This window comes from Nonomuraea sp. NPDC049607 (genome assembly GCF_040675375.1).
Classification (GTDB): domain Bacteria; phylum Actinomycetota; class Actinomycetes; order Streptosporangiales; family Streptosporangiaceae; genus Nonomuraea.
This window is the reverse complement of record NZ_JBFAOV010000001.1, coordinates 720,658-745,056: the sequence shown is the minus strand read 5'-3', so window position 1 is coordinate 745,056 and position 24,399 is coordinate 720,658. Positions and strand designations below refer to the sequence as shown.

The following is a 24,399-nucleotide window of genomic DNA, read 5'->3' as shown; positions in this document are numbered from 1 at the left end:
AAGGGCCCCTGTCAAGGACGCGGGACGCCCGGCGCGGACGTCCCGCCTTCCCTCCTCAGCGCTCACCCCGGACGGTCACCGGACGCCCGCGCGGTAGGTCAGGACCAGGCCGACGCCGCCGATGGTCGTCCGGTCGCCCTCCACGGCGAGCGGCCACCCCGGCCCGCCCACCAGCAGGCCGGGGGTGGGCAGCAGCTTGCCGTCGTCGAGCGCCAGCCGCCGGTCGCCGTTGATCAGCAGCCGCGCGGACGTCCCCGGCGGGTACGCCGCGTAGACGCCGGTGATCTGCCGCCCGATCATGCCCGGGAACATGCCGGCCGTGAACGGCAGCGTCAGGACGTCCTCGGAGCCCTCCGTGAACGCCGCCCACCGCTCGGGGAACTCGGTGGCGACGTCCACGAACCGGGCCGCCGGGTACGGCTTGAGCATGCCCTTCACCGCGTTGGCGAACAGCTCGCCCCCTTGCTCGGCGGCGTACTTGACGGTGATCGTCACGTCCCGCAGGGCGGGCGCGCCGCCGGCCGGGAGCTCCAGCCGCCACCGGGAAACCGCGCCCGTGCCCTCGAAGGGCAGGTAGCGGTCGTCGTCGAAGCGCAGCTCGAACAGGCCGTTGTTGTCCTTGTACTCCTCCAGGTCCGACAGCGCGATCTGCTGCCCGGCCCGCCAGTTGGCCCGCAGCGTGCCGGGCATCGGGCCCTTCGGGTCGATCAGGTACTTGACGGCCTTGGGGTCGGGGCTGAGCACGATCTTGCTGTCGAGCTGCGTGAGCGTGGCGTTGAGCCCGATCGGCGCCTGCGCCCCCTCGAAGGTGACCGACAACGTCCTGATGCGCCGCCGGTAGTGCCCCGGGAAGTCGCGGTCGAACAGCGGCTCGGTGAGCGCGAACTCGCACCGCCCGGTCGTGCGCAGGTTCAGCGCGGCCAGCGGGTCGAGGGCCAGCAGCGACACCTTCTTGGTGATCTCCAGGCCGCGTGCGTCGCTCTCCAGGTACGCCTGGCCGAGCCGTTCCAGGTCGACCGACAGGCTCTCGCCCGCCAGCAGCCCGTTGCGCCGGCTCTCCCAGTACGCCGGCCGGATGTGGTCGGCCTCGCCCTCCGGCACGCCGCGTTCGTACTGGAAGGCCCGCTGCGCGGCACGTGCCATCTCGTAGGCCAGGTTGTACGTCTGGAAGTACATCCCGGACAACCGCCCCGACATCCACTGGTAGAGCTGCGCGTTGGCGAACTTGTTCGTCATGAACGCGCCGACCGCCTCGGTGTCGGCGATCTCCTGCCTGAGCACCTCCAGCTCCCGCTGGGCCACCTTGACCTGGAGCTCGGCGCCGGCCACCTGGTGGTCGAGCTGCGCCACGTCGGCCCGCGCGACCGCGAACTGGAAGGCCCAGTCCTGGGCCATGCGCTCCTGCTCGGCCCGGACGCCGAACAGCTCGCCGAGCACGCTGAGCCCCTCCGCCGTGGTCGTCGCGACGTCGGCGCCGGTGTTCAGCGCGTCGGCGACCTGGATGCCGCCCTCCTCGGTGCCGATGATGAACGGGCCGATCAGGACCTGCGGCAGGGCGGCGGCGACCGCCGCGCCGACCTTGAGCCCCGCCCCCACGAAGTGCGCGACCGCGGCCCTGGTCATGACGTCGATCTGGGCCTCCTGGAGCGGGGACATGCCGCCGGCGATCAGGCCCTCGTAGTAGCGCGCCCGCTCCTCGGCGCTCTTCCGGCCCACCTGGAGTTCGAGAAGGCCCTCGGTGGCGATCTGGACCTGCGCCTCCTTGATCGCGCGGGTGAGCCCGAGGATCGTGCCCTCCTGCCTGTTCTGCAGCAGCGCCAGCTCCTCGGCGTCGCGCCGCTCCAGCACGTTGAGCAGGTCGCCGGCGAACTGCCGCAGCTTGTCCACCAGCTCCTGCGCCCTGCGGAAGGTGAAGGAGAACCGGTAGTGCGGCACCGGCACGGCGGCGGCCAGGGCGAGCTGGTCGGGCGAAGCCCCGCCGGCCACGCCCCTGACCAGCGCCATCACGTCGGCGGGCGGCTCGAACAACGGCACGGGACGGCTGATCCCCATGATGTCGAGCGAGGCCCTGATCTTGCGCAGCCGGTCCTCGACCCGGGTCCAGTAGTCCAGGAACACGCTGTTGCCCGGGACGTGGAAGTAGGGGTTGCCGATGCCGCCGTGCACCTCGCCCGGCCCCTTCAGCAGCGCCCCGCCCGCCGTCAGCTCGGCGAGGACGCCGTTCCCGGCCGGCAGGGGCGGCTCGGCGGCGGTCAGCTCCTCGTAGCCGCGCGCCGGCGTGACCGCCCGCGGCCCGAGGTCCTCCGGCCGCGGGCCGAGCAGGTCGTGGGCGAAGATGTAGAGCATCCTGGCCTCGTCCAGGCTCTCGCCGGTGTACTGGCGGAAGAGCAGGTCGCCCCAGTCCAGCAGGTTGTCGACGTAGGCCATCACGACCGCCCGCCGGTGGGCCGCCGGACGCAGGTCCGCGATGGCGTGCGGGTCGAACGGGTCGTCCATGTACGTCCGGATCATCGTGTCCCAGTCGCCCGCCAGGTCGTACTGGCGGCGCAGCCGGCCGATCATGGCGACCTTCTCGCCGAGGCCGTCCAGCGCGCGGCGGGCCCGTGCCGGGACGCCGGTGGCGGCCAGCGCGCGCTCGACCTCCCGCAGCCCGTCCGAGGCGAGTCCGGTCAGGTAGCCCTCCTCGTCCGCGGACAGGTCGTGCGCCTGGTACGCCGGGGCCAGCGCCTCCAGCGCGCGCAGGATCGGGTTCAGCGCCCCGGCCACCTTGTCGGCCTCCGCGCCGATCTCCCGCAGGTCCTCGCGGCAGCCGGTGACCAGCGCCTTGACGTCCGCCGACAGGAACGGCAGGAACCGCCAGTACCGCGGCTGGGTGGGGTCGAAGACGTACTCGTACCAGGTGCGGGCCTCGTCGAAGCGCTGGGCGCCGTTGAGCGCCTGGGCGATGAGCACGGTGGCGTGGAAGAAGACCTCCCAGTAGTAGATGCCGTTGCCGCTCTGGAAGTCCAGGTGCGAGCTGGTCGGGTAGCCCTGCGCGACCACCTGCGGGCCGACCTTGATCGTGGTCGGCCCGGAGACGGTCTCGCTGAAGGCGGGCAGCTCGTCGATCTCCTGGGTGCGCGGCGCGAGCAGCTCGGCCACCCCGCCGGTCAGCAGCGCCTTGTTCAGCCGGTACGCCGTGCTCGACGTGAGCCGGACGATCTCGTGCGGCAGCGAGGCGACCTCGTAGGGGCGCTCGGGGGCGTACCTGACGTACTCGGCGCCGAGGAACAGGAAGAGGTCCCGGCTGTCCAGGACGCCGGTCAGCCGGGCCTGCCAGCCGTCGGGCAGCCCGCCCCAGTTGCCGGCGACCGGGGAGAAGACCAGGTCGTCGCCCAGCTCCCGCCCGGACTCAAGGACGGCGTAGTCGGTGCCGGACAGGACGTACCGGCGGCCGGCGCGGGTGAAGACGGCCCGGACCGCCTGGTCCATGGGCTTGGGGTGGCCGCGGTCGGCCACGTCGGGGATCGTGCCGCCGTTCAGCGTGTAGCGGACGTACTCCAGGCCCCTGGCCAGGTACAACCGGCCGCCCGCCACGTAGGCCGCGTCCACGCCCTGCCGGGTGACCAGCGTCCCGGCCTTGCCCAGGTCCCTGGTCGGGTACGGGCCACTCTGCGTGTACTCCTTGCGGTCCTTGGAGGTGATGGAGACGTACGTCCTGGCCGCGTTGTCGAAGAACCAGGCGCCCTCGCCGAGCACGAAGGCGGCCCCGACCCGGCCGGACTGCGGCAGGCCGTCGGTGTTCTTGGCCAGCGGGCGCGGATACCCCTTGTCCAGGCCGCCGTCCGGGGAGAAGCGGAAGTACTGGTCGCCGGAGAAGACGAACGCCTTGTCGCGCAGCAGGATCGTGTCCACCCTGGCCCCGCCGGGCGGCGTCCAGGGCAGCTTGCGCGGCGTGTCCAGCGAGGACGAGTCGACGTAGCCGAGGTCGCGGGAGAAGAAGTACTCCTTGCCGTCGGGCAGCGTCCCGGCCGCGTCCACCTTCGGCCAGCTGGGCAGGCGCTCGTCGTTGGTGGCGAGCTGCTTCGGGTAGCCCTCGTCCGGCAGGCCGAACGGCGGGCCCGAGTAGCGGTAGTAGACGGGCCCGGCGAACAGGTACGTCTGCTCGCCGCGCACCAGGGCCGCGTCCACGACGCCCGACTCGTACAGCTGGGTGGACACGTGGCCCCAGCGGCCGGCGACCGGCAGCCTGCTCAGCCGGGTGGCGTCCGGGCGGTCGGGGCCGACCTCGACGTAGAAGCGGTTGGCGTTGTTGAAGAAGTAGCGGGTGCCGTCGGGCAGCTCGAACGCGGCGTCGATCGGGTTCCAGCCGGTGGGCAGCCTGTCGGTGTTCGCACTGAGCGGCTGAGGTCTGACGTCGCCGCCGGGCGGGCTGACCGGACGGCACAGGAAGCTGCCGCCCTTGTGGTCCACGCTCAGCCAGGCGCCGCTTTCGAGCTCTTCGTGCGCCGGCATCGTGAGCCGCACGACCTTGGACTCCTCGACCGGCTCGTCGAAGATCCGGTCCAGCCGGGACGCCCGCAGCGGCTCGGGCACGCCCTCCACGCGGACGGCGTACAGCTCGGGGGTGAGCGCGAAGGAGGAGTGGGTCTCCTTGCCGTCCACCTTGTAGAAGCAGGTGATCACGATCGAGTCGTGCGCGTCGGCGCTCTCGCCGGGCACGACGGCGGACGCCTGGACGTAGAGGCGCACGTCCGTGATCGGCGCGTCCCGCCGCTCCTCGACCGGGAGCACCTGGGCGGCCACCCACTCGTGGTTGAGGTTGCGGAAGGAGTAGGAGATCCGCACCCGATGCGCCGGCGGCGGTGCGGTGACCTCCTGCGTCTCGCCCGTCCGCTTGGCAGTGATCTTGGTCCCGGACGGGTCCTCCGGCGTGACCGTCTCGACGACCGGCCAGAACACGAACACCCGGCCGAACGCGTGCACCGGGTACACCCGCTCGGACTCGATCTGCACGTCCGCCTTGAGCCATGGCTCCCAGGTGGCCGACAGCTTCGCGCCGTCCCTGAACTCGGCCTCTCGGCAGTAGTAGCGCCGCGGCTCGGTCCTGGTCCTGCCGAACAGGACCAGCCGCCGGACGCCCGCGTCCGCGCCGTCCTCGGCGTAGACGTAGCCGCCCGCGACGGCCAGCCTGGAGACCTCGGTGTACTCGTCGAGGTAGCGCTTGTAGGCGCGCTCGACCTTGTCCCGGGTGATCTCGCCCTGGAGCAGGTCGTCCTCCAGGGCCTCGAAGGCGGGGGTCTTCGCGGTGCGCAGCTCGGGGCGCAGGTAGTTCTCGGGGTAGAGGAAGACCTTCCTGTTGGCCTCCCAGACGCGGTAGTTCCGCATCCAGGCCCACCAGGTCTTCAGCCGTTGCCGGAGCCCGTCCGGGTCGTCGCCGTCGCGCGGGCTGACCTGTTCCAGGCCGAGCAGGTAGCGGTGCAGGTAGAGCTGGGCCGCCGCGATGGCCTCGCGCACCCGCGAGGTGCGGCCCTGGCCACCCGTCTCCACGTCGATCAGGAAACGGTCGTAGAGGTCCTGCGGGGTTCCGGCCCCGGCCGCGACCGTGACCAGGGCATCGCGTTTGAGCACGTTGAGCTCGTCGTGGATCGCCGCCGACAGCGCCGTCCACTCCTCCGGGCCGTGCAGGTGCTCGACGAGGCCGTACAGGGCCGTGGCGGCCGCGTCCAGGTCGCCGCCGAACGCGTTGCGCCAGACGTCGGCGTACAGCGTGGACGGCGCGCCGCCCAGCCGGTCGGTGACCGCGAACAGGTCGACCAGCCTGAGCAGGAACTCGACCTCGAAGCGCTCCTCCTCGGGGGTGACGGGCGTGAGCAGCGCCGCGTTGCGCCTGGCCCACCTGATCTCGTCGGGGTCCCAGCCGAACAGCTCGGCCAGGCGGCGGTACGGGTCCTCCACCGAGGCCGGGCCGTCCAGCAGGAACGCGGCCAGGCCGTCGGGCCGCGACCGGACGAGGTCCACGAACCTGGTGATCGTGTGCACGTCGCTCAGCCGGTACTCGGCCGTGTCCGACCAGCGGTGGGCGAAGCGCTGCGGGAAGGTGCGGTCCACGGCGTCGTACCCGGCGGAGTAGCGCGCGTACTCCGGGCCCTGGCACAGGTAGGTGCGGCCCTCGAAGACGAAGGCGCCGTCGGGGCCGGTCTCGAAGCGGGCCGGCAGGTCGCCCCAGTCGTCCTTGACCGTACGGGGGTAGCCCTCCTCGACGTGTTCCAGCTCGCCGGAACGGTAGCGGACGTACTGGCCGGACCTGAAGGCGTACAGCTCGCCGGTGGGGGCGGCGAAGGCGGCGTCCACGACCTTGCCCTCGGCGAAGGCGTTGCGCACCTTGCCCCACTGCTCGGTGATCGGCCGGGGGGCGGCCGTGCCGTCGGCGCGCAGGTACTCCGCGCCCTTGAACAGGTACGTCGTGCCGTCCGGCGTGCGGAAGGCCGCGTCGAGGCCGTCGGCGAACGCGTCGGGCAGGGGCCTGCGGATGCCCAGCTCGTCGGCCAGCGTGCCGTCGATCGTGCGGGGGTAGCCGTCGTCGGCGAACTCGTACTCGGTGCCGGTGTAACGCAGGTACTGGTCGCCGCAGAACAGGTACGTGTACGGGCCCTTGACCAGGGTCGCGTCCACCTTCTCCCGTTCGGCGACGGTGTTCCTGACCAGGCCGAGCGCCGCCAGCTCCACGACCCCGGCCGCCGCCCGGGAGACGACGTGGCAGATGCCGCCGGCCAGGACGTGCACCGTCCGGTCGTTGCCCACGACGGCGTCGATCATCCGCGTCCCCACCCGGTCCTGCATGGCGTCGTCGAACGACTCCGGCAGGTTGGCGAACGCCTCCTCGTGCCGCAGGTTGCCGATGATCTTCTTGGGGTAGCCGGGATCGACGTAGCGGTACTCCGGGCCGCTGTAACGCACGTAGTGGTCGCCCGAGAACAGGAACGTCGTCTCGCCCCGGTGCACGTAGGCGGCGTCCACCCGGGCGGTGGCGTCGTCGGCGACGAACGGGTTGGGCGACCTGCCCCACCGCTCGCGGACGGCTTCCAGCGGCCCGAAGGCCCGGTCGGCGTACCTGGCGTACCGCTCGGCGAAGAAGAAGTACGTGGAGCCGTCCGGCGCGGTGAAGGCCGTGCGCAGGGCGTCGCCCGGCTCCAGGCCGTGGCCGAACCCGCGCCAGACGCGCTCGGCGGGCCGCGGGTAGGACCATTCGCGGGTCCTCTCGTCGAACTGCACGAACCGCTCGCCGAACAGCAGGAGCATGGTGTCGCCCTCGAACAGCACCGCGTCCGGCACGGGACGGCCGGGCACGCGGTAGGGCTCGGGGACGTCCCAGAAGCTCTCGTCGGCGGTCGCCGGGTAGCCGTCGTCGGGCCGGGTGTAGTCGGCGCCCGAGTAGACGACGTACCGCAGGGCGCCGTCGGCGTCCGGGCGTTCGAACAGGTAGGTCCTGCCTGCCCGCACGTAGGCGAGCGTGACGTTCTCCAGGCCGCCCCAGTGGGCGGCGATCGGGCGCGGCTCGCCGTCGATGGCGAGGTTCACGTCGGTGTAGGCGACGAACTGGTCGCCGCTGAACAGGTACGTCTTCCCGTCCCGGCCAACGAAGGCCGCATCCACCGTGTTGTCCTGATAAATCGTGTTACGTGGTCGTCCCCACTCGTCCGCGAGCGGGTACTCCCTGTTCAGCCGGGTGTTGTAGCAGGACGCCCCCTTGAACAGGTACGCGTGCCCGTCCGCGCCGCTCAGCACCGCGTCGAGCCCCGTCCTGAACTCCTCCGGCACCGTCCGCAGCAGCCGCGGCCTGGCCCGCACCGGGGCGGCCCGCGGCCCCTCCAGCGCCGGACGCCTGCTCCAGCCGTTCGCGTCCTGCGTGAGCACCGTGCCGTCCTCGACGAACGCGCAGGTCACGCCGCCGATCGCCAGGTCGTCGTAGCGGCGGTACAGGGTGTCGGAGACGACATGGCAGCTCGTGCCGCGGAACAGGTACACGTTGCGGCGGTCGGCGAAGGCCGCGTCCACGCCGTCCAGCGTGACGTCGAGGCCGGCCAGCCGCGGCTCCCGCGACAGGGCCGACAGGGCCCGCGGGTAACCGTCCTGGACGTGGGTGAGGTCGTCGCCCGCGTAGCGGACGTACTGGTCGCCGGAGAACAGATAGGTGTAGCGGCTGGTCACCTCGGCGCCGTCCACGCGCTCGGTCGCGTCCATGACCAGGGCGGCGTCCACACGTCCCGTCCTGGCGATCCGGCTGACCACGTTGCCCCAGAACGTCTGGACGTTCGCCGGGTAACGGTCGTCGATCTCGGTGTAGTCGCCGGTCGTATAGCGGACGTACCGGCCGCCGGAGAACACGTACGTCCTGCCGTCCTTGCCGACGAAGGCCGCGTCCACCCTGCCGAACGGGAGGCTGTCCCAGTGCTCGGCCAGCGTGCGCGGCTCCGACCACCAGCGGTGCCTGCTGTCGAACACGACGAACCGGTCACCGGAGAACAGGAACGTCCGCCCGTCCGGCCCGGTGAACACCGCGTCGATCACCGCGAAGCGCGGGTCGGCCGCCAGCGTGGCGGGCAGGTTCCACCAGTTGTCGGACACCGGCCTGGGGTAGCCGGCGTCGGGCACGGTGTAGTCCCTGGTGGAGTAGCGGACGTAGAAGTCGCCGCCGTCCGCGTGCGCCTCGATGTGCAGCGGGTCGCTCCTGAGGGTCACCTCGACGCCCTGCTCGGTGCTCACGTGCCACTCCGGGGCGGCGCCGCGCGCCCGCGCGTCCTCGGCGAAGGACAGGCCGTGCTCCAGGAACCGGCGGCGCAGCGCGGGCGACAGCCGCCCGGCGTCCAGCTCGGGCGCCTGGGCCAGGGGCAGGTCGAACAGCCGCCCGCCGACGCCGAACAGGTACGTCCCGCCGTCCATGACGAAGGAGGCGTTCACCCGGCGCAGGCCGCCCCAGTCGCCGGCGATGCGGCGCGGGTAGCCGAGGTCCACGACCGAGTAGTCCGCGCCGGAGTACCTGATGTACCGCTCGCCGCTGAACAGGTAGGTCCGGCCGTCGAGCCCGGTCAGCCCCGAGTCCACCACGCCGCCGGGCAGCGCATCGGCGACCTTGCCCCAGCGCTCGGCCGTCGGTTCCGGCACGCCCACGCCGGAGTCGCCGGCGGCGATCGTCCGGCCGTCCTTAAACAGGTGGACGAGCCCGCCGGAGTCGGTGAAGGCCGCCTCGATCCCCGTCTCGAACTCGCCGGGCAGGCCGGGGAAGCGGGACTCGATCCGTCTCGGGTAGCCGTCGTCCACCCGTACGCCGTCGTTCTCCAGGCTGTCGGAGTAGGCGACCACCTGGTTGCCGCGCAGCAGGTGGACCAGGCCGTCGCCGCCGACGAACGCGCTGTCCACGCGCTCGGCGCCGTCGAAGGCGTTGCGTACGCGCCCCCAGCGGGCGGAGACGGGCTGCTCGCCACGCTCGGTGTCGAGGTGACGGCCGCCGGTGAACAGGTGCGTGCGGCCGTCCACGTCCTGGAAGGCCGCGTCCAGCGAGGCCCGGAAGTCCGCGGGCAGCGGGGTGTCGTGGCCCTCCGCCGACCACCACTCCGCGAGGCCGCGCGGGTAGCCCTCGTCCACGGCCGAGAAGTCCGAGCCCGAGTAGCGGACGTACTGGTCGCCGCAGAACAAATAGGTCCGGCCGTCCTCGTCCACGAAGGCGCTGTCGATCCGCCCCGGGGCGTCGAAGTTGTTCCTGACCTTGCCCCACACCTGGTCGCGCGGGGCCCAGCGGATGCTGCCGGGCTCCTTGACGTACAGGTGGGAGGCGCCGTCGAGGCCGCGGCCGATGATCCACTCGGCGCCGCCGGGATGCGCGAAGGCGGCGTCCACGCCGGTCAGCTCCGCGAACCTGGGCGCCAGCTCGATCAGCGGCTTCGGCCGGGGGTCGGCCAGTTCGTACGTGGTCCCCGAGTACACCCAGTAGCCGCCGGGCGCGAACAGGTAGATGTTCCCGTCGCCGCTCCTGAGCACGGCGTCGATGGTCTCGACGTTCGGCGGCAGCGCCAGCGGCTCGGGGTACTTGCCGGTCAGGTCCTGGTCCTGGAAGGCGACGGCGACCTCGGTGGGGTCCATGCCGAGCTTCCCGGCCAGCGCCGCGAAGCGCCGGACGCGCCGGTAGACGGCCCGCAGGTGCGGGTCGGCGGGCACGGCGGTGACCTCGCCGCTCTCGTCCCCGGCCGCGAGGACCGGCGGGACCAGCACCTCCAGCGCCTCGGGCAGGCTGCCGGCCACCCCGGCGCAGATCGCCGCGACCGTCGCCTCCGGCACGCCGAACCCGTCGGCGAGCACCGAGGTCAGCGCCGTCTCCTGCGCCCGCGCCCCGCGCTCCAGCGCGGCGGAGATCTCCGTGACCGCCTCCGCGGTCCGCACCGCCACCGGGTGCAGCAGGAAGAAGACGTCCTTGGCGAAGTCCTCCAGGCCCGGCAGCGTGAACTCCAGCGCGTTCCCGACGTTGCGGAAGCGGTCCAGGGCCTCGCGGCGCACCGCGTGCGCGCCGTCGAGGTGCCCGGCCGCGACCAGCATCGCGGCCACCCGCCCCTGCTCCTCCTCGTCGAACCCGAGCTCCCCCAGCGCCTCCATGTCCAGCCTGTACGGCTTCTCGTCCCGTACGCACTCCTCGATCCGGGCCGCCACGACGGCCGTCTCCGCCGCCGTGAACCCGTCGCCCAGCGTCAGGCCGTCCAGGTCGGCGGCCACCCGGCCGTCGCGGAGGTAGGCGCCGTCGAGCGCGTCCAGCACCCGCTGCGCGACGGCCTCGTCCGCGACGTCGGCGAAGTCGTCGGCGGTGAAGGTGTACAGCTCCTCCTCCAGCGCCGCGATCTGCTGCCTGATCGCGTCCAGGACGAACCGCCGGTGCGGGTAGAACTCCGGCGCGAGCGCGAAGTCGTCGATCCTGAGCCCGGCCAGCGCCACTTTGTCCAGGTAGTTCCCGTCCGCGTCCAGGTAGCCGTTGAAGCGCAGGCTCTCGGCCAGCCGGACGGCGTTCAGCCGGCGCCCGGCGAAGATCTCGGGGTCGAGCGCCAGCGGCTCCCGGCCGAACTGCTCGATCCGGGCGCGCAGCTCGTCGAGCACGGCCGGGGCGACGTCGGTCAGGCCGGCGTTCAGCAGGAGGCGGCCGACGTTCTCCTCGTCGGCGAAGAAGCCGGGCGAGGACACCGCGCCGTCGGCGTCGATGTAGCCGTGGTGGATCAGGTTGTCGTACAGCTCGGCCTGCTGCTCCCCCGTCAGGCCGCCGAGCGTGGCCAGGTCCGACGGGTAGAACGACGAGGTGCCGTTCGACACGCTGTTGATCAGCTTGAACAGCGGCTCCCTGAAGGACTCGAAGTCCCGCTCCAGCCGCAGCCCGTGGTCGCTCACCGGCATGTCCTCGGTGACCAGCCGTCCGTCGGCGCGCAGCCGTCCGCAGAAGACGAGCTGGGCGTAGATCTTCCCGGCCGTCCGCTCGCCGAGCCCGAGCCCGGTGAAGTCGTCGGCGACGATCACCCCCAGCCCGGTCACCGCGTCGTACGCGGCCGCCTCGGCCTCGGCCGGGTCGAGCCGGAGCAGCCGATCGTCCCGGGCCGAGACGACCCCGTGCCCGTGGCTGCCCAGGATGTCGTGTACGGCCTGCGCCGCCCGCTCCCCGAACCGGTCGCCGGCGAACAGGGCGGGCGCGCGGGCGACCGTCCCGAACCGCTGATTGAGGCTCTCCAGGACGCCGACCTGGTCCGCGTCGTCGCGCGCCGCCGACCGGCCGCCCAGGATCTCGACCAGCTCGCGGCTGCCGAACCCGGCGGCCTGCGTCCAGCGGGCCAGGGCCTGCAACGTCTGCGCCAGCCACAGGCAGGAGCCCGGATCGGCACCCTCCAGGATGCGGTGGCAGTCGCCGGTGCCCGGCTCGACCGTGCCCAGCACGGAGAACGTGGAGTGGCGCAGCACCGACGGGTCGCTCTCCAGGACCTCCATCAGGTCGAACAGCTCGCCGGCCGAGATCCCGAGCGTCGAGACGAACCGCCCGGCCCGCTGGAGCAGCACGATCGCGGGCAGCCCGATCTCGCCCCGGTCGAACGGGCTCGGCTCCAGCGCGTCGTAACGTTCCCGGTAGCGCCGTACGACCTCGGCCAGGTCGCTCTCCGTCGTGCCGATGGAACGTGCCAGTCTGCGCCGGTACTCCTTGTTGTGCGGGGCCATGATGTCGCCCGAGACGCGCGGCAGGTCCTCCAGTCCGGTCGGGCGGATCGGCACGACGAGCCCGCACACGTCGTCGACGGCGAGGTCGTGGCCGCGCGCCAGATGGACGACCACCGCGAGGGTCCGCAGCGCGGCCGTGTCCAGGACGCCGCCGCAGCAGGAGGTGAGCACGCGGTCGAGGTCGGTGGTGCTCAGGCCGGTCCTGCGGGCCAGCCGGACGAGCCTGCTCACCCGGTCGAACCAGTACGGCGGGACCGGCCCCGGCCTGCCGTCCACGACGGTGCCCAGCTTGGCGCCGTCCTCGGACATCGTCACCGGTGCGCCGCCGAGGTTGACGAAGAACTTCGCCGGCGGCCGGTCCGGGTCCTCCGCCTGCACGAGCAGTTCCCGCAGCTCCAGCGCGGTCAGCCCGGTGGCCTCGCGGAAGCGCCCGACGTTCTCCAGCACGTTCAGCCGGTCCTGGTCCGGCAGCCCGTAGAGGCGTTTGACCTGCGTCTCGCTCGTCGCGGCCGTCGTCGCGTTGGTGACGTCCTCCGGGGACAGGCCGAGATACAGCCGGGCCACCGTGCCGGGGTCGGCGTCCGGGGCGAAGAGGCGGTAGAGCTCGTCCGGGCCCAGCCGCAACCGGCCCAGGTGGTTCCTGAACCGCTCCTCCCGCAGCGAGAACGGCATCGAGAACGGGAAGGCCAGCCCGCGCATCACCTCGTACGGGTCCTGCCCGACGAGCTTCTCCAGCACCTCCACGACGATGTCGAGGTAGGGCGACTCCGTGAACGTGTTCTCGGCGTCGAGCAGGATCTTCCGCAGATCCGGCCGGCGCTCCCGGTCGAGCAGGGACGGCTGCCGGAAGACGTTCTCGATGAGCCCCAGCAGGTCCACGAGGTAGGCGCCCGGCGAGAACACCGTACGGGCCTCGTCCTCTTGCCGGTGGTCGAGTTCGACGTCGAACAGCTGCTCGTAGTTCGGTATGGATTCGCCCCTGGCCACGTGTCCTCCTCTGAGGAGCTCCTGTGTTCCCGCCGGTCCTCGGACTCAGAGGCAGGCGACCCTCCAGGAATACGCCTGCCGGGCGGCAGGTCCACCTCCGTGTCCGGAACCGGACAGTCGATCACCTGCCACCCGGGCCTGGGGGCGTCCTCGGGGGTCTAGTCGGCCGCTCCCCCGCCGAAGACCTCCTCGACCAGCCGCTGCACGGCCGTCTGGAACGCCGCCGCCTGGGACATCGCGGCATCGTCCACGTAGGTCACCGAGGCGGTCAGGGTCGTGCCGCCGTCGGGCGTGCTGTACATCAGCGCCGCGGAGCCCGCGATGCCGCCGTTGTGGGTGATGACGGTGCCGCCTCCGGTCCCCGTGTCCTGGACGAACAGCCCCAGGCCGTAGCCGACCTTGGGGTGGACGTCGCGCATCTCGGCCAGCAGGTGGGACGGCAGCAGCCTGCCGCCCAGCAGGCCGGAGATGAAGGCGTGCAGGTCCTTGGTGGTCGAGATCATGTCGCCGCCGGTGGAGATCCAGGAGGGGTTCTGGCGGGTGACGTCGACCGTCTTCTCCTGGCCGTCCTCCTCGTACCGGTAGTAGGCGTGGGCGTGCGGCCCGGCGATCTCCGTGTCGGTGCCCGGCACGACGGTGTCCTTCAGCCCGAGCGGCTCCAGGACGCGCCGCCGCATCTCCTCGGCGAACGGCCGGCCGGTGACCTTCTCGATCAGCAGCCTGACCAGCACGTAGTTGGTGTTGGAGTAGCTCCAGTCCGTCCCCGGCTCGAAGCGGGCGGGCTTGGACAGCGCGAGCCGTACCAGTTCCTCCGGCTGGTAGGTCCTGAAGCGGTCGTCCACCCACTCCTTGCCCGACCAGACGATGCCCGGCACGACGGTCCCGTCCTCGTAGTACTCGCCGGTGAAGTTGAACACGCCGCTGGTGTGCTGGAGCAGCATCCGCACAGTGATCCGGCGGTCCAGGCCGTACTCGGGCAGGTGGTCGTCGACGAGGTCGTCCAGCGCGATCGTGCCGTCGGCCACGAGGCTCAGGGCGAGGGCGGCGGTGAAGGTCTTGGTGACGCTGCCGACCCGGAACCGACCATTCGTGGGCGGCTCGGCGAGATCGCCCAGCTCGCGCACCCCCGCGCTGCCGACCCACTCACCCCGCTCGTCGTTCACGCGCAACTGCATCCCGACAAAGCCGGAGTCCACGATCTCCTGGATGATCTTCTGCAGCTCCGGGCGCTCGGCCTGGCTGTTCACGGAAACGCTGTCGTTCGTCATGATTTATACGCCTTTCAGAGCTGTCGGGCCGCAATCCCCGAACCGGTGATGAACCAACCATCCCGGACCGCCCTGACGCCGGACCGTCATCGCCCTGACATGCGCGCTGACATGGCATTTTCCGGGCGGCGGCTAGCGATGGCTCCGGTGCGCGGTCTCCGGACCCACCACCCGCAGCAGCTCCAACGCCTCGAACGTCTTCGACCCCGGCGGCGGCGCGAAGATCAGCAGCCGCTGGTCCTCGTCCGGGGCCAGCAGCACCTCGTAGTCGAACTCCATCGCGCCGATGGCCGGATGCCGGATCCGCATGCGGCTGCTGCGGCGTACCGCGACCTCGTGACGCTCCCACAGCGAGACGAACTCCGGGCTGGCCCGGCGCAGACGCTCGACCAGCGCCCGGGCCGGCTCGTCGTTGCCGCGGCGGACCACCGCCGCGCGCAGGTCGGCCACGTGCACACGGGAGCGCTCGGCGTGCTCCTCCTCCGGATACGCCTCGCGCCTGAGCGGATCGCTGAACCAGCGCCACACGATGTTGCGGTCGGGCTGCTCGACCGTGCAACTGCACCCGAACAACGACTCGGCCATGGCGTTCTGCGCCAGCACGTCACCGAGGTCGCTCAGCACCTGCGCCGGGGTGCCGACGAGGCGGTCGAGCAGGTAGAGCAGGCTCGGCTTGACGTGCTCGCCCGCCCGCGGCCCGGCCGGTGGACGGTGCCCGGCCAGCAGGTAGAGGTGGTCGCGTTCGTCGCCCGTCAGCCGCAGCGCCCGCGCCAGCGCGCCCAGCAACTGGGTGGACGGCTGCGGGCTGCGTGCCTGCTCCAACCGCATCAGGTAGTCGGCCGACATGCCCGCGAGCTGAGCCACCTCCTCCCGCCGCAGCCCAGGGGTACGGCGGCGCGGCCCCGACGGCAGCCCCACCTCGCCGGGCAGCAGCCGCTCCCGCGAGCGGCGAAGGAAATCGGCAAGCTCCTCGCGATCCATGCACCCCATCCTGCAACATCACGAAATATCGCAGTCTAGGACTCCTTGTCCTAGGGAGTCCGGTCCGCTCCTCATCCGGCACGCCGGCTGGCACGGTGACGTCCATGACCCACCACCTGACCGTCTCCGGAACCCGCGTCGCCTACCGCACCCTCGGCGACGGCCCCGCCCTGGTGCTCCTGCACGGCACCGGCCCGGGGTCGGTGACCTGGGACGGCGTCGCCGGCCACTTCACCGACCGCAACACCGTGATCCTCCCGGACCTCGGCGGCAGCGACCTCGCCCAGGACGACGGCGCCCCCCTGACCGTCGAGGGCCTGACCCGGCAGCTCGCAGCCGTCATCGAGCACTCCGGCAAGGCGCCCGTGGACCTGCTCGGCTTCTCCCTGGGCGCGGTGGTCGCGCTGTCCCTCGCCGCCACCCGTCCCGAACTGGTCCGCCGCCTGATCCCGATCTCAGGCTGGGCCCACACCGAGGACGCCTACCTCCGCACCGCTCTGCAGATCTGGCTGAGCCTGGCCGGCACCCCGGACGCCTTCGCCCGCTTCTCCATGCTGACCGCCTTCAGCCGCCGCCACCTCAACTCCCTCAGCCCCGAGGACCTGGAGAGCCGGGCGACGTACTTCCAGCCGCACCCCGGCCGCCTGCGCCAGATCGACCTCGGCCGCCGCGTGGACCTGCGCCACCTGCTCCCCCGCATCCAGGCCCGCACGCTGGTCGTCGGCGCCGCCCATGACGGCCTGATCCCGGTGGAGAACTCCCGCGAGCTCCACGCCGCCATCCCCGGCAGCTCCTACCTCGAACTCGACACCGGCCACGTCTCCAGCGCCGAACGCCTCGACGACTTCGTCAAGCTCGTCCGCGACTTCACCACCTGACCCCGATTCCACCCCAGGTTCCCCCGGCGAAGACAGCGGGGGCCGGTCCGCACGCGCAGACCCAGCCCCCGCCGCCGACCCGTTCGCTCAGGCCAGCGTGTCCTTGATCTTGATCTGACCGCCGTCGATCACGAACCTCTGGTTGTCGTTGCCGGCCTGACACTCCCACTGGTAGATCCGGACCCCGTTGCCGCGGTCGTTGGTGACGTCGATGCACTTCGGCCGCGACGTCCCCAGCGTGTCCTTGATCTTGATCTGGCCCCCGTCGATCACGAACCTCTGGTTGTCGTTGTTCGCCTGACACTCCCACTGGTAGATCCGGACCCCGTTGCCGCGGTGGTTGGTGGCGTCCACACACATCGGCCGCGACGTCCCCAGCGTGTCCTTGATCTTGATCTGGCCCCCGTCGATCACGAACTTCTGATTGTTGTTGCCGGACTGACATTCCCACTGGTAGATCCGGACCCCGTTGCCACGATCGTTGGTGACGTCGATGCACAAGGGGTTCGGAGCGGAGGCCGCGGCAGGCAGGACGAGACCCGCACTGACGGTGGTGACGAGAACGGCTCCGGACAGAAGACGGCGAACAAGCAGCATGATTGTCCCTCCGAGGGTGCGTTGAACAGGGCTAGAGCACCATGCCGCAACTCACCGTGTTGGATCAATCACCTTCCGTTGACAGTCCTCTATCCCCAGCCCCCGAAGCCCCCTTCAACCAGGCAAAACCCGGCGCAGGTCGTGCAGGCGGCGGCTCACCTCGGCCACACCGATCCCGCGACCACTCTTCATGTCTGCGCCCACGCAATCCGCTCAGCCGCCGGCGTCTAAGCCCGTTCCTCCACGACGGCCGAACCTTCGATCCGAGGGCTCACGAACGGCTTCGAAGCACGGATGAAGTCGGTGATGAGCGCCCGAGAAGCGGCTCGCTGGCGATCCAGCTCGTCACGGCTTTCCAGATCGTTCATCCGATCAACGGCGCCCAGGGCGTCCCACCCCTTGGCGATCAGTTGCTCATCGTCAGTCAAGAGCTCCATGCGATAGAGCGCCTCCAGAGCCGCGGACCGTAGCCGTTGCTCTTCACGACGTAGCTCGATCCAGCTCGATTGCTCTGGACTCTCTTGTCTCGCGAACCACAGGTCCATCTGCCCGCGGCGATAATTGGTGAGAGAGCCCGCGAGGGTGCAGTACGCGTCTATACGTTCCGCTCGAAGCCTTTCGGTCCGCGCGAGACCTTCTGCCCGGTTCGCCGTTCGCGCCCCTAACAGGTGGTTCAGCGCGGCCCCGAGAAGAGTCCCCAGTATTGCAACGATGCTTGCCGCAACCGCTTCCATGGCGTCATGGAAACACACGATCCGCGAGCTTGGAGCTTCAGCGTTGCAACCGATGAGCGAGGCCCGCCTTCTGCGGCCCGAAGATGCCTGCAAGCAAAAGACCCCCTGTGATGATCACAGAGGGCCTTTGAACTGGGAGCCGCCTTGGGGATTCGAACCCCAGACCCCTTCATTACGAGCGAACTCGAACACTCGTCTCACGTCGAGGCGGCACGTCTGCCATCTGCGACTACGGTCTGAGGACGTCCGTCAACGATCGTGATCGGTTCTGCTGATTGTCACTCAGAAGGTCACGCAGCTCGAGGGCCGAAGAGGCACCCAGATGCGTCGACGAAGGTCTTGCACCGAACGTGCCGACTTGGCTTCAAGATCATGCTGCGGAGGCTCTTCCTCGGACACGATTTCCATATCGCGCTCGAGGTCCGCGCCCTCCAGGCATTGATCATCGTCGGACGGCTCACTGTATTCGGCGTACGGCAGGCCACACGTCTCGCACGCAGCAAGATCGAGCTCGGGAGGCCACCGGTGCAGACAGCTCACTGCGCAACCTCCCACCATTTCATCCGAGAACCGACACTGACGGCCGCTCGCAGGGAGATTCTGAAGGCCAGAGCGTTGCCAGCTAAGGCGGTCACTAGGGAAGTGCTCAAGTTACCCCGATTCTTGTACAGCACAACGAGCGGTACAGCGTAGGGACAAGCCGCGACTGGCCATCAGGTGTGGCCAGCCAGGGCCTCAGGGAGCGGAACGCACGTGACTTAGGTGACGCGTCTACCGCAAGCGGCAAGCTTCACGTCATGTAGGTCCTGGTGACAGTGCTCCCGGCCAGAGTTGGGACTGCGAGACGCAGGACATGCGGAAGAGGGCACAGGTCTGTCGTGGGTTGCACGACTTCCCGCACGCTCTTGGCCATCAACCGAAGGTACGTTCGGCATCACCAGAATGCCTCACCGGTCTACTACCCGCAACCCCCCGATGCACAATCTGATCAGTGTCTTGCTCTTGCTACGGAGCTTAGGTTGTGCTTAGTGGCATCCTGTTGGTCAACGGCCAAGCTGCTGGAGTAGATCAGTGCTGAGTGTGCAAGAGTGCGGTACTCTTTGACAGTTCAAGCTTGGAGGGCCGCAGATGTCAGAGAAAGAGGTCATCGCGGTAGCAGTGGCCGAGCGCCGGAAGGCACTCTCGCTGTCGCAGGCTGCGCTCGCGAACTTGGCCGGGATCTCCCGAGGAACCGTGCGCAACATCGAGACAGCGAACGTCGCCCCGAACGAGTCGACTTGGGAGAGACTCGAGCCAGTACTTGGCTGGGCCCCAGGCAGTCTGACTCAACTCGTACGAGGCGAGTCCCCCAGTGAGGCCTTGCCGGCGAGCGTGCTGTCGTTTGTTCTCGAGGTCCTCGCGGATGGAGTCGAAGGAGACTATCCCGACAGGGACGCTATCCACTTGCTCGAGCGCTTCAAGATGGTGATCGGTGGTGCAACTGCCGAGGGCGTTCTAGGCGATGAGGCGCGTATCGAGCTGACCGATATTATCGATGCTCTTGCGCCAGTCGCTGAAGACGATGCGATTGAAGCTGCTCAACAGACGTTGGCGACATGGTTTAGAACTGCGGAGCAGCAACGAGTCTCCAACTCAATTCGGGAAATCGAGCAACTACAGCCCGGTGATCATATCATTCATACCACCTTCGGGCTCGGACGAGTTCTATCTGTGACCGGAGAGGGCGCCAAAAGGAAGGCCGATATTTCCTTCACGAGTGCCGACCACCCGAAGACTCTGCTTCTCAGATATACGCCGTATAAGAGAGTTGCCGCACCGATCCACGATCAAGCCGCAACTGAAGCCAAGGGGAGGAAGCCAGTGGTCAACGGGTCACGCGCGGAGCAAAACTTGGAGCATCTGGGGCAAGAGGCGGCTGAGCTGATCGCCGAGGGGCAAGTCATCGACTGCAATGTGGTAGAGCCCAATAGAACCGACAATATCGCCGTGGTTACCATGGTAATCCGCAAGTCGGCAGGACCACTTAGCGCCCAAGATCGACTGTACACCGCTAATCTCCTTAAGGCTCTTTCGTCTCCAGACATGACATTGCGTCTAACGAATGGAGATATCATAAAGGTCAACATCAAGAAGGCCGATAACGGCGGTGCACTTTTTTCGCAGCCCACGTCTGTAACGGCGGCCGAGGATCCCTGGGCCTCTGTAGCATCCAAAAAGAGCAGCAGCGACTTCTCCGACGAGCCGCCGTTCTGACCAACGGGGATTGTGCCTCAAGGAGCTGAAACACTGGGGGCATCTTCTTCTCTGCCACGACCCGAGTTGCAGGGACGCCTGGGACACGGATGTTTGACAGGTTGTCCTCGGCTAACATCCCGTATCTCCTGCGCTAGAGGCTGTGGGGGACAGTGGGGACAGCAGGGACAGGCTCACGGTGGCTCAGGTGTCAGGAATGCCTTGAGCGTCTTCGCTCCGGGCGCTCCTGTAGCCGCTAGATGATGGGCGATGCGGTGAAGTTCGTTCACAGCGTAGGCATTGAGTGCCAAAGCGTCCGGGACGATGCTCAGGGCGACGGCAACCGCTGCTTCGGCGTCGCCTTGCACAACTTGCGCCTGCGCAAGGCATGCGCCATACCAGGCTCTGTCGCGGCGGTAGGACTCGGGGAGGGTGGATAGGCCGCGTTCGAGGTAGTCGGTGGCACGGCGGCCGTCGCCGAGTTCGAGTTCGGCCATGCCGCGTTGCATGAGGAACCAGCCCTCGTCGTAGAAGTACATCCAGGGGGGTTCGTCTTCGGGGTGTTCGGCGGCGGTGCGGATGAGGTCTTCGGCTTCGGCGAGGCGGGTGCGGGCCTGGTTGGCCTCGCCCATTTGGGCGTGGCCTCGGCCGGCCATTTGGGCGGCCATGCCTTGGACACCGTAGGTGGTGCGGCCGTCGTGCCAGCGGGAGGCTTCGGCCAGGCGGATGCAGCGTTGGGCGTCACCGAGGCTCCATGCCTGGTGGGCGCGCATGTTCAAGGTGGTGGAGGCGAGGCAGGCGTCGCCGGCCTCGACGGCCCAGGCGTGGGAGCGGTCGTACCAGGCCAGGGCGGCGGCGTGCTGACGGGAGTCCTGGCACATCCAGGCGATGAACTGGGCGTACTGGGCCAGGACGGCTACGGCGCGGTCGGCGAGGGAACCTCGGGCTCCTCGGGCGAGGTCGGCCACGGTGGAGAGCTGGGCGTGGACCAGCGGGAGGAGGGGGCGGCTGCCGATCGTGTCCTCGACGCGGCGGTGTTCGGCGAGGCAGTGTTCCAGCCATTCCACTGTCGCCAGGTCGACGCGGGAGGGGTGCTCGATGGCGCGGGTGATGCGTTCGTAGAGGTCGGGGTCGGGGGCCAACGTGGGGAGGGCGAGGGCGGGGACGGGCTTGATGATGGTGCCGAACAGCTGGTCTTCGGTCAGGCCGAACGCCTTGCAGTAGAGCTGGGTGTAGAAGGCGTCGGGGCGGTGTTCGCCGGTCTCGTGGCCTCGGATGCGGCGGATGACGTTCGGCAGCTCGGGGAGGGGCTTGTCGGAGGCTCTGGCCAGCTCTTGCGCCAGCTCGCGTTGGGACCAGCCCTTGCTGTTGCGGGCGGCGAGCAGGCGGCCGGCCCAGACGGGAGCCGTGGCGTTGTCGCTCATCCGGTGCACCTCCGGGGACAGGCGGACACGGGGGCGGACAGCGGGGTTCGCCGCTCAGTGTCCTCTTCTGACGTAGTACCGCGCGTGGCTCTCATGTAGTCGTGCACCAGGACATCGATGGTTTCTACTCGTGGGCTGCTTGCGATCAGTACGGCCGTGGGTCGTGCGGCATAACCGGTGAGGCCGCGCAGGCGGCCGCGCTTCTGCGGCGGGCGCTTGAGTCGTTAGCGCCCGGTGCCACGGGCTCGGTTCAGCTCGTGCATCTCGACCGATACGCATCGAACCCCTCCTACATCTATGGCGCGATCGTGCTGCGTCTCCATAGCGCGAAGACCACCGTCGCCAACGGTTGACGCCGAGCCGACGTGAACGCCAGATCAGCCGGCGCAGGAGGCGACCGCGGTTGCCTCCTGCGCGCGAACCGAAGGCAAGCCCTCATGTACGTGTGGACGCCGCATGTCCCATACGGTCCGCGTCCTGTCCGGGTGCGAGAGATCTCGTGTTGCGGTGAGTACGAGTGGTGCTGCGAGGCGGGACAGTTCCTCATCCGTCGCCACAGCGAGGAGAACGGGTACGAGGAGACCGCCCGAGGGCGCCACGCCACCGCTCGCCTTGTGTGGGCCGCGCTGATCGCCGCGCACAGGCACGGGCAGCGCAAGCCTTGATGACTCAGACATCGGCCTGGGCGTCGGCGTCGACGATGTTCTCGACGGGAGTGGGGACCGCCCGCCGCTGGAAGCAGGCCCCCGAGTCGCGTCCCGGCACCTCGACGGTTCGGACGTGTTCGAAGCCCTGGTCCAGGTAGTAGCGCTGGAGTCCGTGGTTGTTGCGCCACACGTCCAGGCGGAGCCAGGGGAACCCACGAAGTGCGGCTTGGTTCACTGACCAGTTCACGATGTCGGCCCCTAGGCTTTCGCCTGCGCGGTCCCGTGCCAGGAGGAGCTTGTACAGGTAGAGGGCCGGCCCGTCTCTGTCGGGGTTCCAGAAGTCGAGATCCGGCCGGGTGTTCAGGGTGACGGTGGCGATCACGTCGCCGTCGTCCTCGAACACCCAGGTCTCGCGATTGGCGATGTTGCGGCGGATCTTGTCCCGGCCGACCTCGTCCCACTTGGCCGTCCACTGCTGGATGCCACGTCTGGCCAACCAGCGTTCGGACTCGGCGCGCAGCCCGATCACGCGATCGGTGTCGCTCTCCACGGCGAGGCGAGCCGTCAGGACGGGGCGCTCAGCCATCGCCGTACCCCACTTGGTAGATGTACTTGGACCCGTTGCCCGGTCTGATCTGATGCAGCACCAGTACCGGCTTACCTGATGTGGTCAACGTAGTCCGCACCACTTCGAGTACGGCCATGACGCCCGACAGGTGGAGCCGTTCCGTCTCCTGCCGGGAGGCGATCCGCGGGGTCAGCTCATCGAAGTGGTCCCGCATCGGACACCCCAGGTCGGCCAGGACCTGCGCCGTGTTGACGCTCTCCGGCTCCATGATCCGGGTGTCCTTCACGCAGTTGTACGCGTAGTAGGAGTCGGCCAGCGATTCGGGCTCGTTGGCGGGCTCGCCTGGGCCGGGGCCGATGTAGCGGACGCGGCTGCGTACGACGACACGCTCGTTCTCCGGGATGCCCAGACGCTCCGCGACCGGTGTTCCAGCCACCATGTGGCTGCCGGGCAGGATGCTCACGCTGATCGTCTGCCGGTGGGAGTAGCCGGCGGCTTCGACGTCCGCCGTCCAGCCGTCCGTCTGGACGTTCTCCAGGCGTTGCGGGTCCTGCCACTTCGTCATGTGCCAGGTCATGCACAGCGACTCGCGGACGTAGAAGCCCTTTTTCGGGACCGCCACCACCAGGCCCTCACCGATGAGCGCCTGGTACGCGTGCCGCACGCTCAGCGACGACACCTGCTCCTGCTCCATGAGCTCCGACGTGCTGGGAAGCCGGTCCCCTTCGGCGTATTCGCCGCTCAGGATGGCCTGTCGTAGGTCTTCGGCGATCCGTGCCGACACGTCTCCACGGAGCGTGTCGCGCCGCCTCTGGCTGGGCATGTTCGCGCCCCTCTCGTTCACCTTGTTCAAACAAGTATGCCAGCAGTGATTGACGGCGCTTGTTCGCCTTGTTTAAATAAGGCACACCAGGGGATGATCAGCCCAGCTGACCAGCCCAAACAACGAAGAAGCCGGGGTGCGGTCCCTAGGCGCCAAACCAGTCCCGCACCCCGGCGCCCCTTCTAGAGAGGTGTCCTCATCATGACCCACGGGTCCAAGACCATGCGTGTCGTCCCTGACGACTTCGCCGAGCCCATCCAGTGGTTCTGTCTCATGTGCGACAGCGTGGAGGAGTCCACGCCCGGTGCTGAGCCGCCGTCGCCGCCGATCTGCCCCACCTGCATTCGCCTCGCCCTCGTCCAGTCCCTGCGGGCACTGGGGGTGGAGCTGTGAACGACCAGTACGACGACGACGTCACCGACCTCCTGGACGACCTCATCAACGCCGAACCGGCCTGCGACTCCACCCAGGCCGTGCTCTTCACCGGTCCGGACACCGAGACCGACGAGGAGCGATGGGTGCGGGAGGCCACTGCCAAGGCCATCTGCCAGACCAGGTGCCCGGCCCGCGCCGCGTGCCTGTCGTACGCCATGGCGCTCGCCCCGGAGGAGGGCGTCTGGGCGGGCTACACCGCAGAGGAACTGCGGGACGTGCGTCCGCTCCTCACCTTCTTCCCGTCCCGCCGTACGAACGAGGTGGCCTGATGGCCGCCCGCTTCCAGTGCTGCGAGTGCGGCAAACGGACGCGCAGCCCGTTCGGGTGCCGCTGCGGCGGTGGCCGGCCGATCCAGCGCTGCGTCATCCATGGCGTTCGTGGCCAGGCCGGGTGTCGCGTCTGCCGCATCCTCGTCCGTTCCTGCCACTGATCGGAGACCGGCCATGTCCGACGACCAGCTTCCGAACACCATCACCGACCAGCAGTGGGCGCGACTCCAGGCCCGCGCCCGCAAGGCCAACCCACGCCTCGATCGCTTCTCCGATCCCGAGGCGATCGAGCGCCGCAAGCAGTCCACCAAGCAGTTCAAGAACCGTCAGTGGAGCTGAC

Annotated in this window: 14 protein-coding genes; 6 read left to right on the top strand and 8 right to left on the bottom strand. The window is 69.4% G+C overall.

Going from position 1 to position 24,399, the window contains the following annotated elements:
* Positions 1-75: 75 nt before the first annotated feature.
* The 3 genes from AB0J97_RS03660 to AB0J97_RS03650 form a co-directional block, all read right to left on the bottom strand.
* The gene (locus AB0J97_RS03660) at positions 76-13,203 is read right to left on the bottom strand and encodes a hemopexin repeat-containing protein (protein WP_364084015.1); all 13,128 of its coding nucleotides are present in this window, start codon (positions 13,201-13,203) and stop codon (positions 76-78) included.
* Between the two features lie 158 nt (positions 13,204-13,361).
* A complete protein-coding gene (locus AB0J97_RS03655; RefSeq protein ID WP_364084012.1) occupies positions 13,362-14,471 on the bottom strand; it encodes a serine hydrolase domain-containing protein in 1,110 nt (369 codons plus the stop codon).
* A gap of 132 nt (positions 14,472-14,603) precedes the next feature.
* Positions 14,604-15,452 carry a helix-turn-helix transcriptional regulator gene (locus AB0J97_RS03650; RefSeq protein ID WP_357702167.1) on the bottom strand — a complete coding sequence of 283 codons (849 nt, stop codon included), beginning with the start codon at positions 15,450-15,452 and terminating at the stop codon, positions 14,604-14,606.
* Between the two features lie 104 nt (positions 15,453-15,556).
* Here AB0J97_RS03650 and AB0J97_RS03645 point away from each other — a divergent pair, with 104 nt between their 5' ends.
* The gene (locus AB0J97_RS03645) at positions 15,557-16,330 is read left to right on the top strand and encodes an alpha/beta hydrolase (RefSeq protein WP_364084008.1); all 774 of its coding nucleotides are present in this window, start codon (positions 15,557-15,559) and stop codon (positions 16,328-16,330) included.
* Positions 16,331-16,417: 87 nt separating this feature from the next.
* Here the strand turns inward: AB0J97_RS03645 and AB0J97_RS03640 are convergent, their stop codons facing one another.
* Together AB0J97_RS03640 and AB0J97_RS03635 are read right to left on the bottom strand one after the other, a co-directional pair.
* The gene (locus AB0J97_RS03640) at positions 16,418-16,927 is read right to left on the bottom strand and encodes an RICIN domain-containing protein (protein ID WP_364084006.1); all 510 of its coding nucleotides are present in this window, start codon (positions 16,925-16,927) and stop codon (positions 16,418-16,420) included.
* A gap of 227 nt (positions 16,928-17,154) precedes the next feature.
* Positions 17,155-17,661, bottom strand: a complete 507-nt coding sequence (locus tag AB0J97_RS03635; protein ID WP_364084003.1) for a hypothetical protein — start codon at positions 17,659-17,661, stop codon at positions 17,155-17,157.
* Between the two features lie 1,128 nt (positions 17,662-18,789).
* Here AB0J97_RS03635 and AB0J97_RS03630 point away from each other — a divergent pair.
* Positions 18,790-19,914 (top strand): helix-turn-helix domain-containing protein, encoded by a 1,125-nt coding sequence (locus tag AB0J97_RS03630; RefSeq protein ID WP_364084000.1) that lies wholly within the window; start codon positions 18,790-18,792, stop codon positions 19,912-19,914.
* Positions 19,915-20,087: 173 nt separating this feature from the next.
* Here AB0J97_RS03630 and AB0J97_RS03625 read toward each other — a convergent pair whose 3' ends face one another.
* Positions 20,088-21,317: a helix-turn-helix transcriptional regulator gene (locus AB0J97_RS03625; RefSeq protein WP_364083997.1), complete on the bottom strand. Its 1,230-nt coding sequence runs from the start codon at positions 21,315-21,317 to the stop codon at positions 20,088-20,090.
* A 101-nt stretch (positions 21,318-21,418) separates the two neighbouring features.
* Here AB0J97_RS03625 and AB0J97_RS03620 point away from each other — a divergent pair, with 101 nt between their 5' ends.
* Complete coding sequence (locus AB0J97_RS03620; protein ID WP_364083994.1) at positions 21,419-21,670, top strand: hypothetical protein; 252 nt, start codon at positions 21,419-21,421, stop codon at positions 21,668-21,670.
* Positions 21,671-21,986: 316 nt separating this feature from the next.
* On the opposite strand, the gene AB0J97_RS03615 is transcribed toward AB0J97_RS03620, so the two are convergent.
* Positions 21,987-22,550 carry a GNAT family N-acetyltransferase gene (locus tag AB0J97_RS03615; protein ID WP_364083991.1) on the bottom strand — a complete coding sequence of 188 codons (564 nt, stop codon included), beginning with the start codon at positions 22,548-22,550 and terminating at the stop codon, positions 21,987-21,989.
* A complete protein-coding gene (locus tag AB0J97_RS03610) occupies positions 22,543-23,316 on the bottom strand; it encodes a GntR family transcriptional regulator (protein ID WP_364083988.1) in 774 nt (257 codons plus the stop codon). Before AB0J97_RS03610 ends, AB0J97_RS03615 begins: the two co-directional genes overlap by 8 nt.
* Positions 23,317-23,556: 240 nt before the next feature.
* On the opposite strand from AB0J97_RS03610, the gene AB0J97_RS03605 reads away from it, so the two are divergent.
* The 3 genes from AB0J97_RS03605 (at position 23,557) to AB0J97_RS03595 (ending at position 24,398) form a co-directional block, all read left to right on the top strand.
* A complete protein-coding gene (locus AB0J97_RS03605) occupies positions 23,557-23,748 on the top strand; it encodes a hypothetical protein (protein ID WP_364083985.1) in 192 nt (63 codons plus the stop codon).
* Positions 23,745-24,059, top strand: a complete 315-nt coding sequence (locus AB0J97_RS03600; protein ID WP_364083982.1) for a WhiB family transcriptional regulator — start codon at positions 23,745-23,747, stop codon at positions 24,057-24,059. The genes AB0J97_RS03605 and AB0J97_RS03600 overlap by 4 nt, the downstream gene beginning before the upstream one ends.
* Before the next feature lie 174 nt (positions 24,060-24,233).
* Positions 24,234-24,398 carry a hypothetical protein gene (locus tag AB0J97_RS03595; RefSeq protein ID WP_364083979.1) on the top strand — a complete coding sequence of 55 codons (165 nt, stop codon included), beginning with the start codon at positions 24,234-24,236 and terminating at the stop codon, positions 24,396-24,398.
* The last annotated feature ends 1 nt before the right edge of the window (position 24,399 follow it).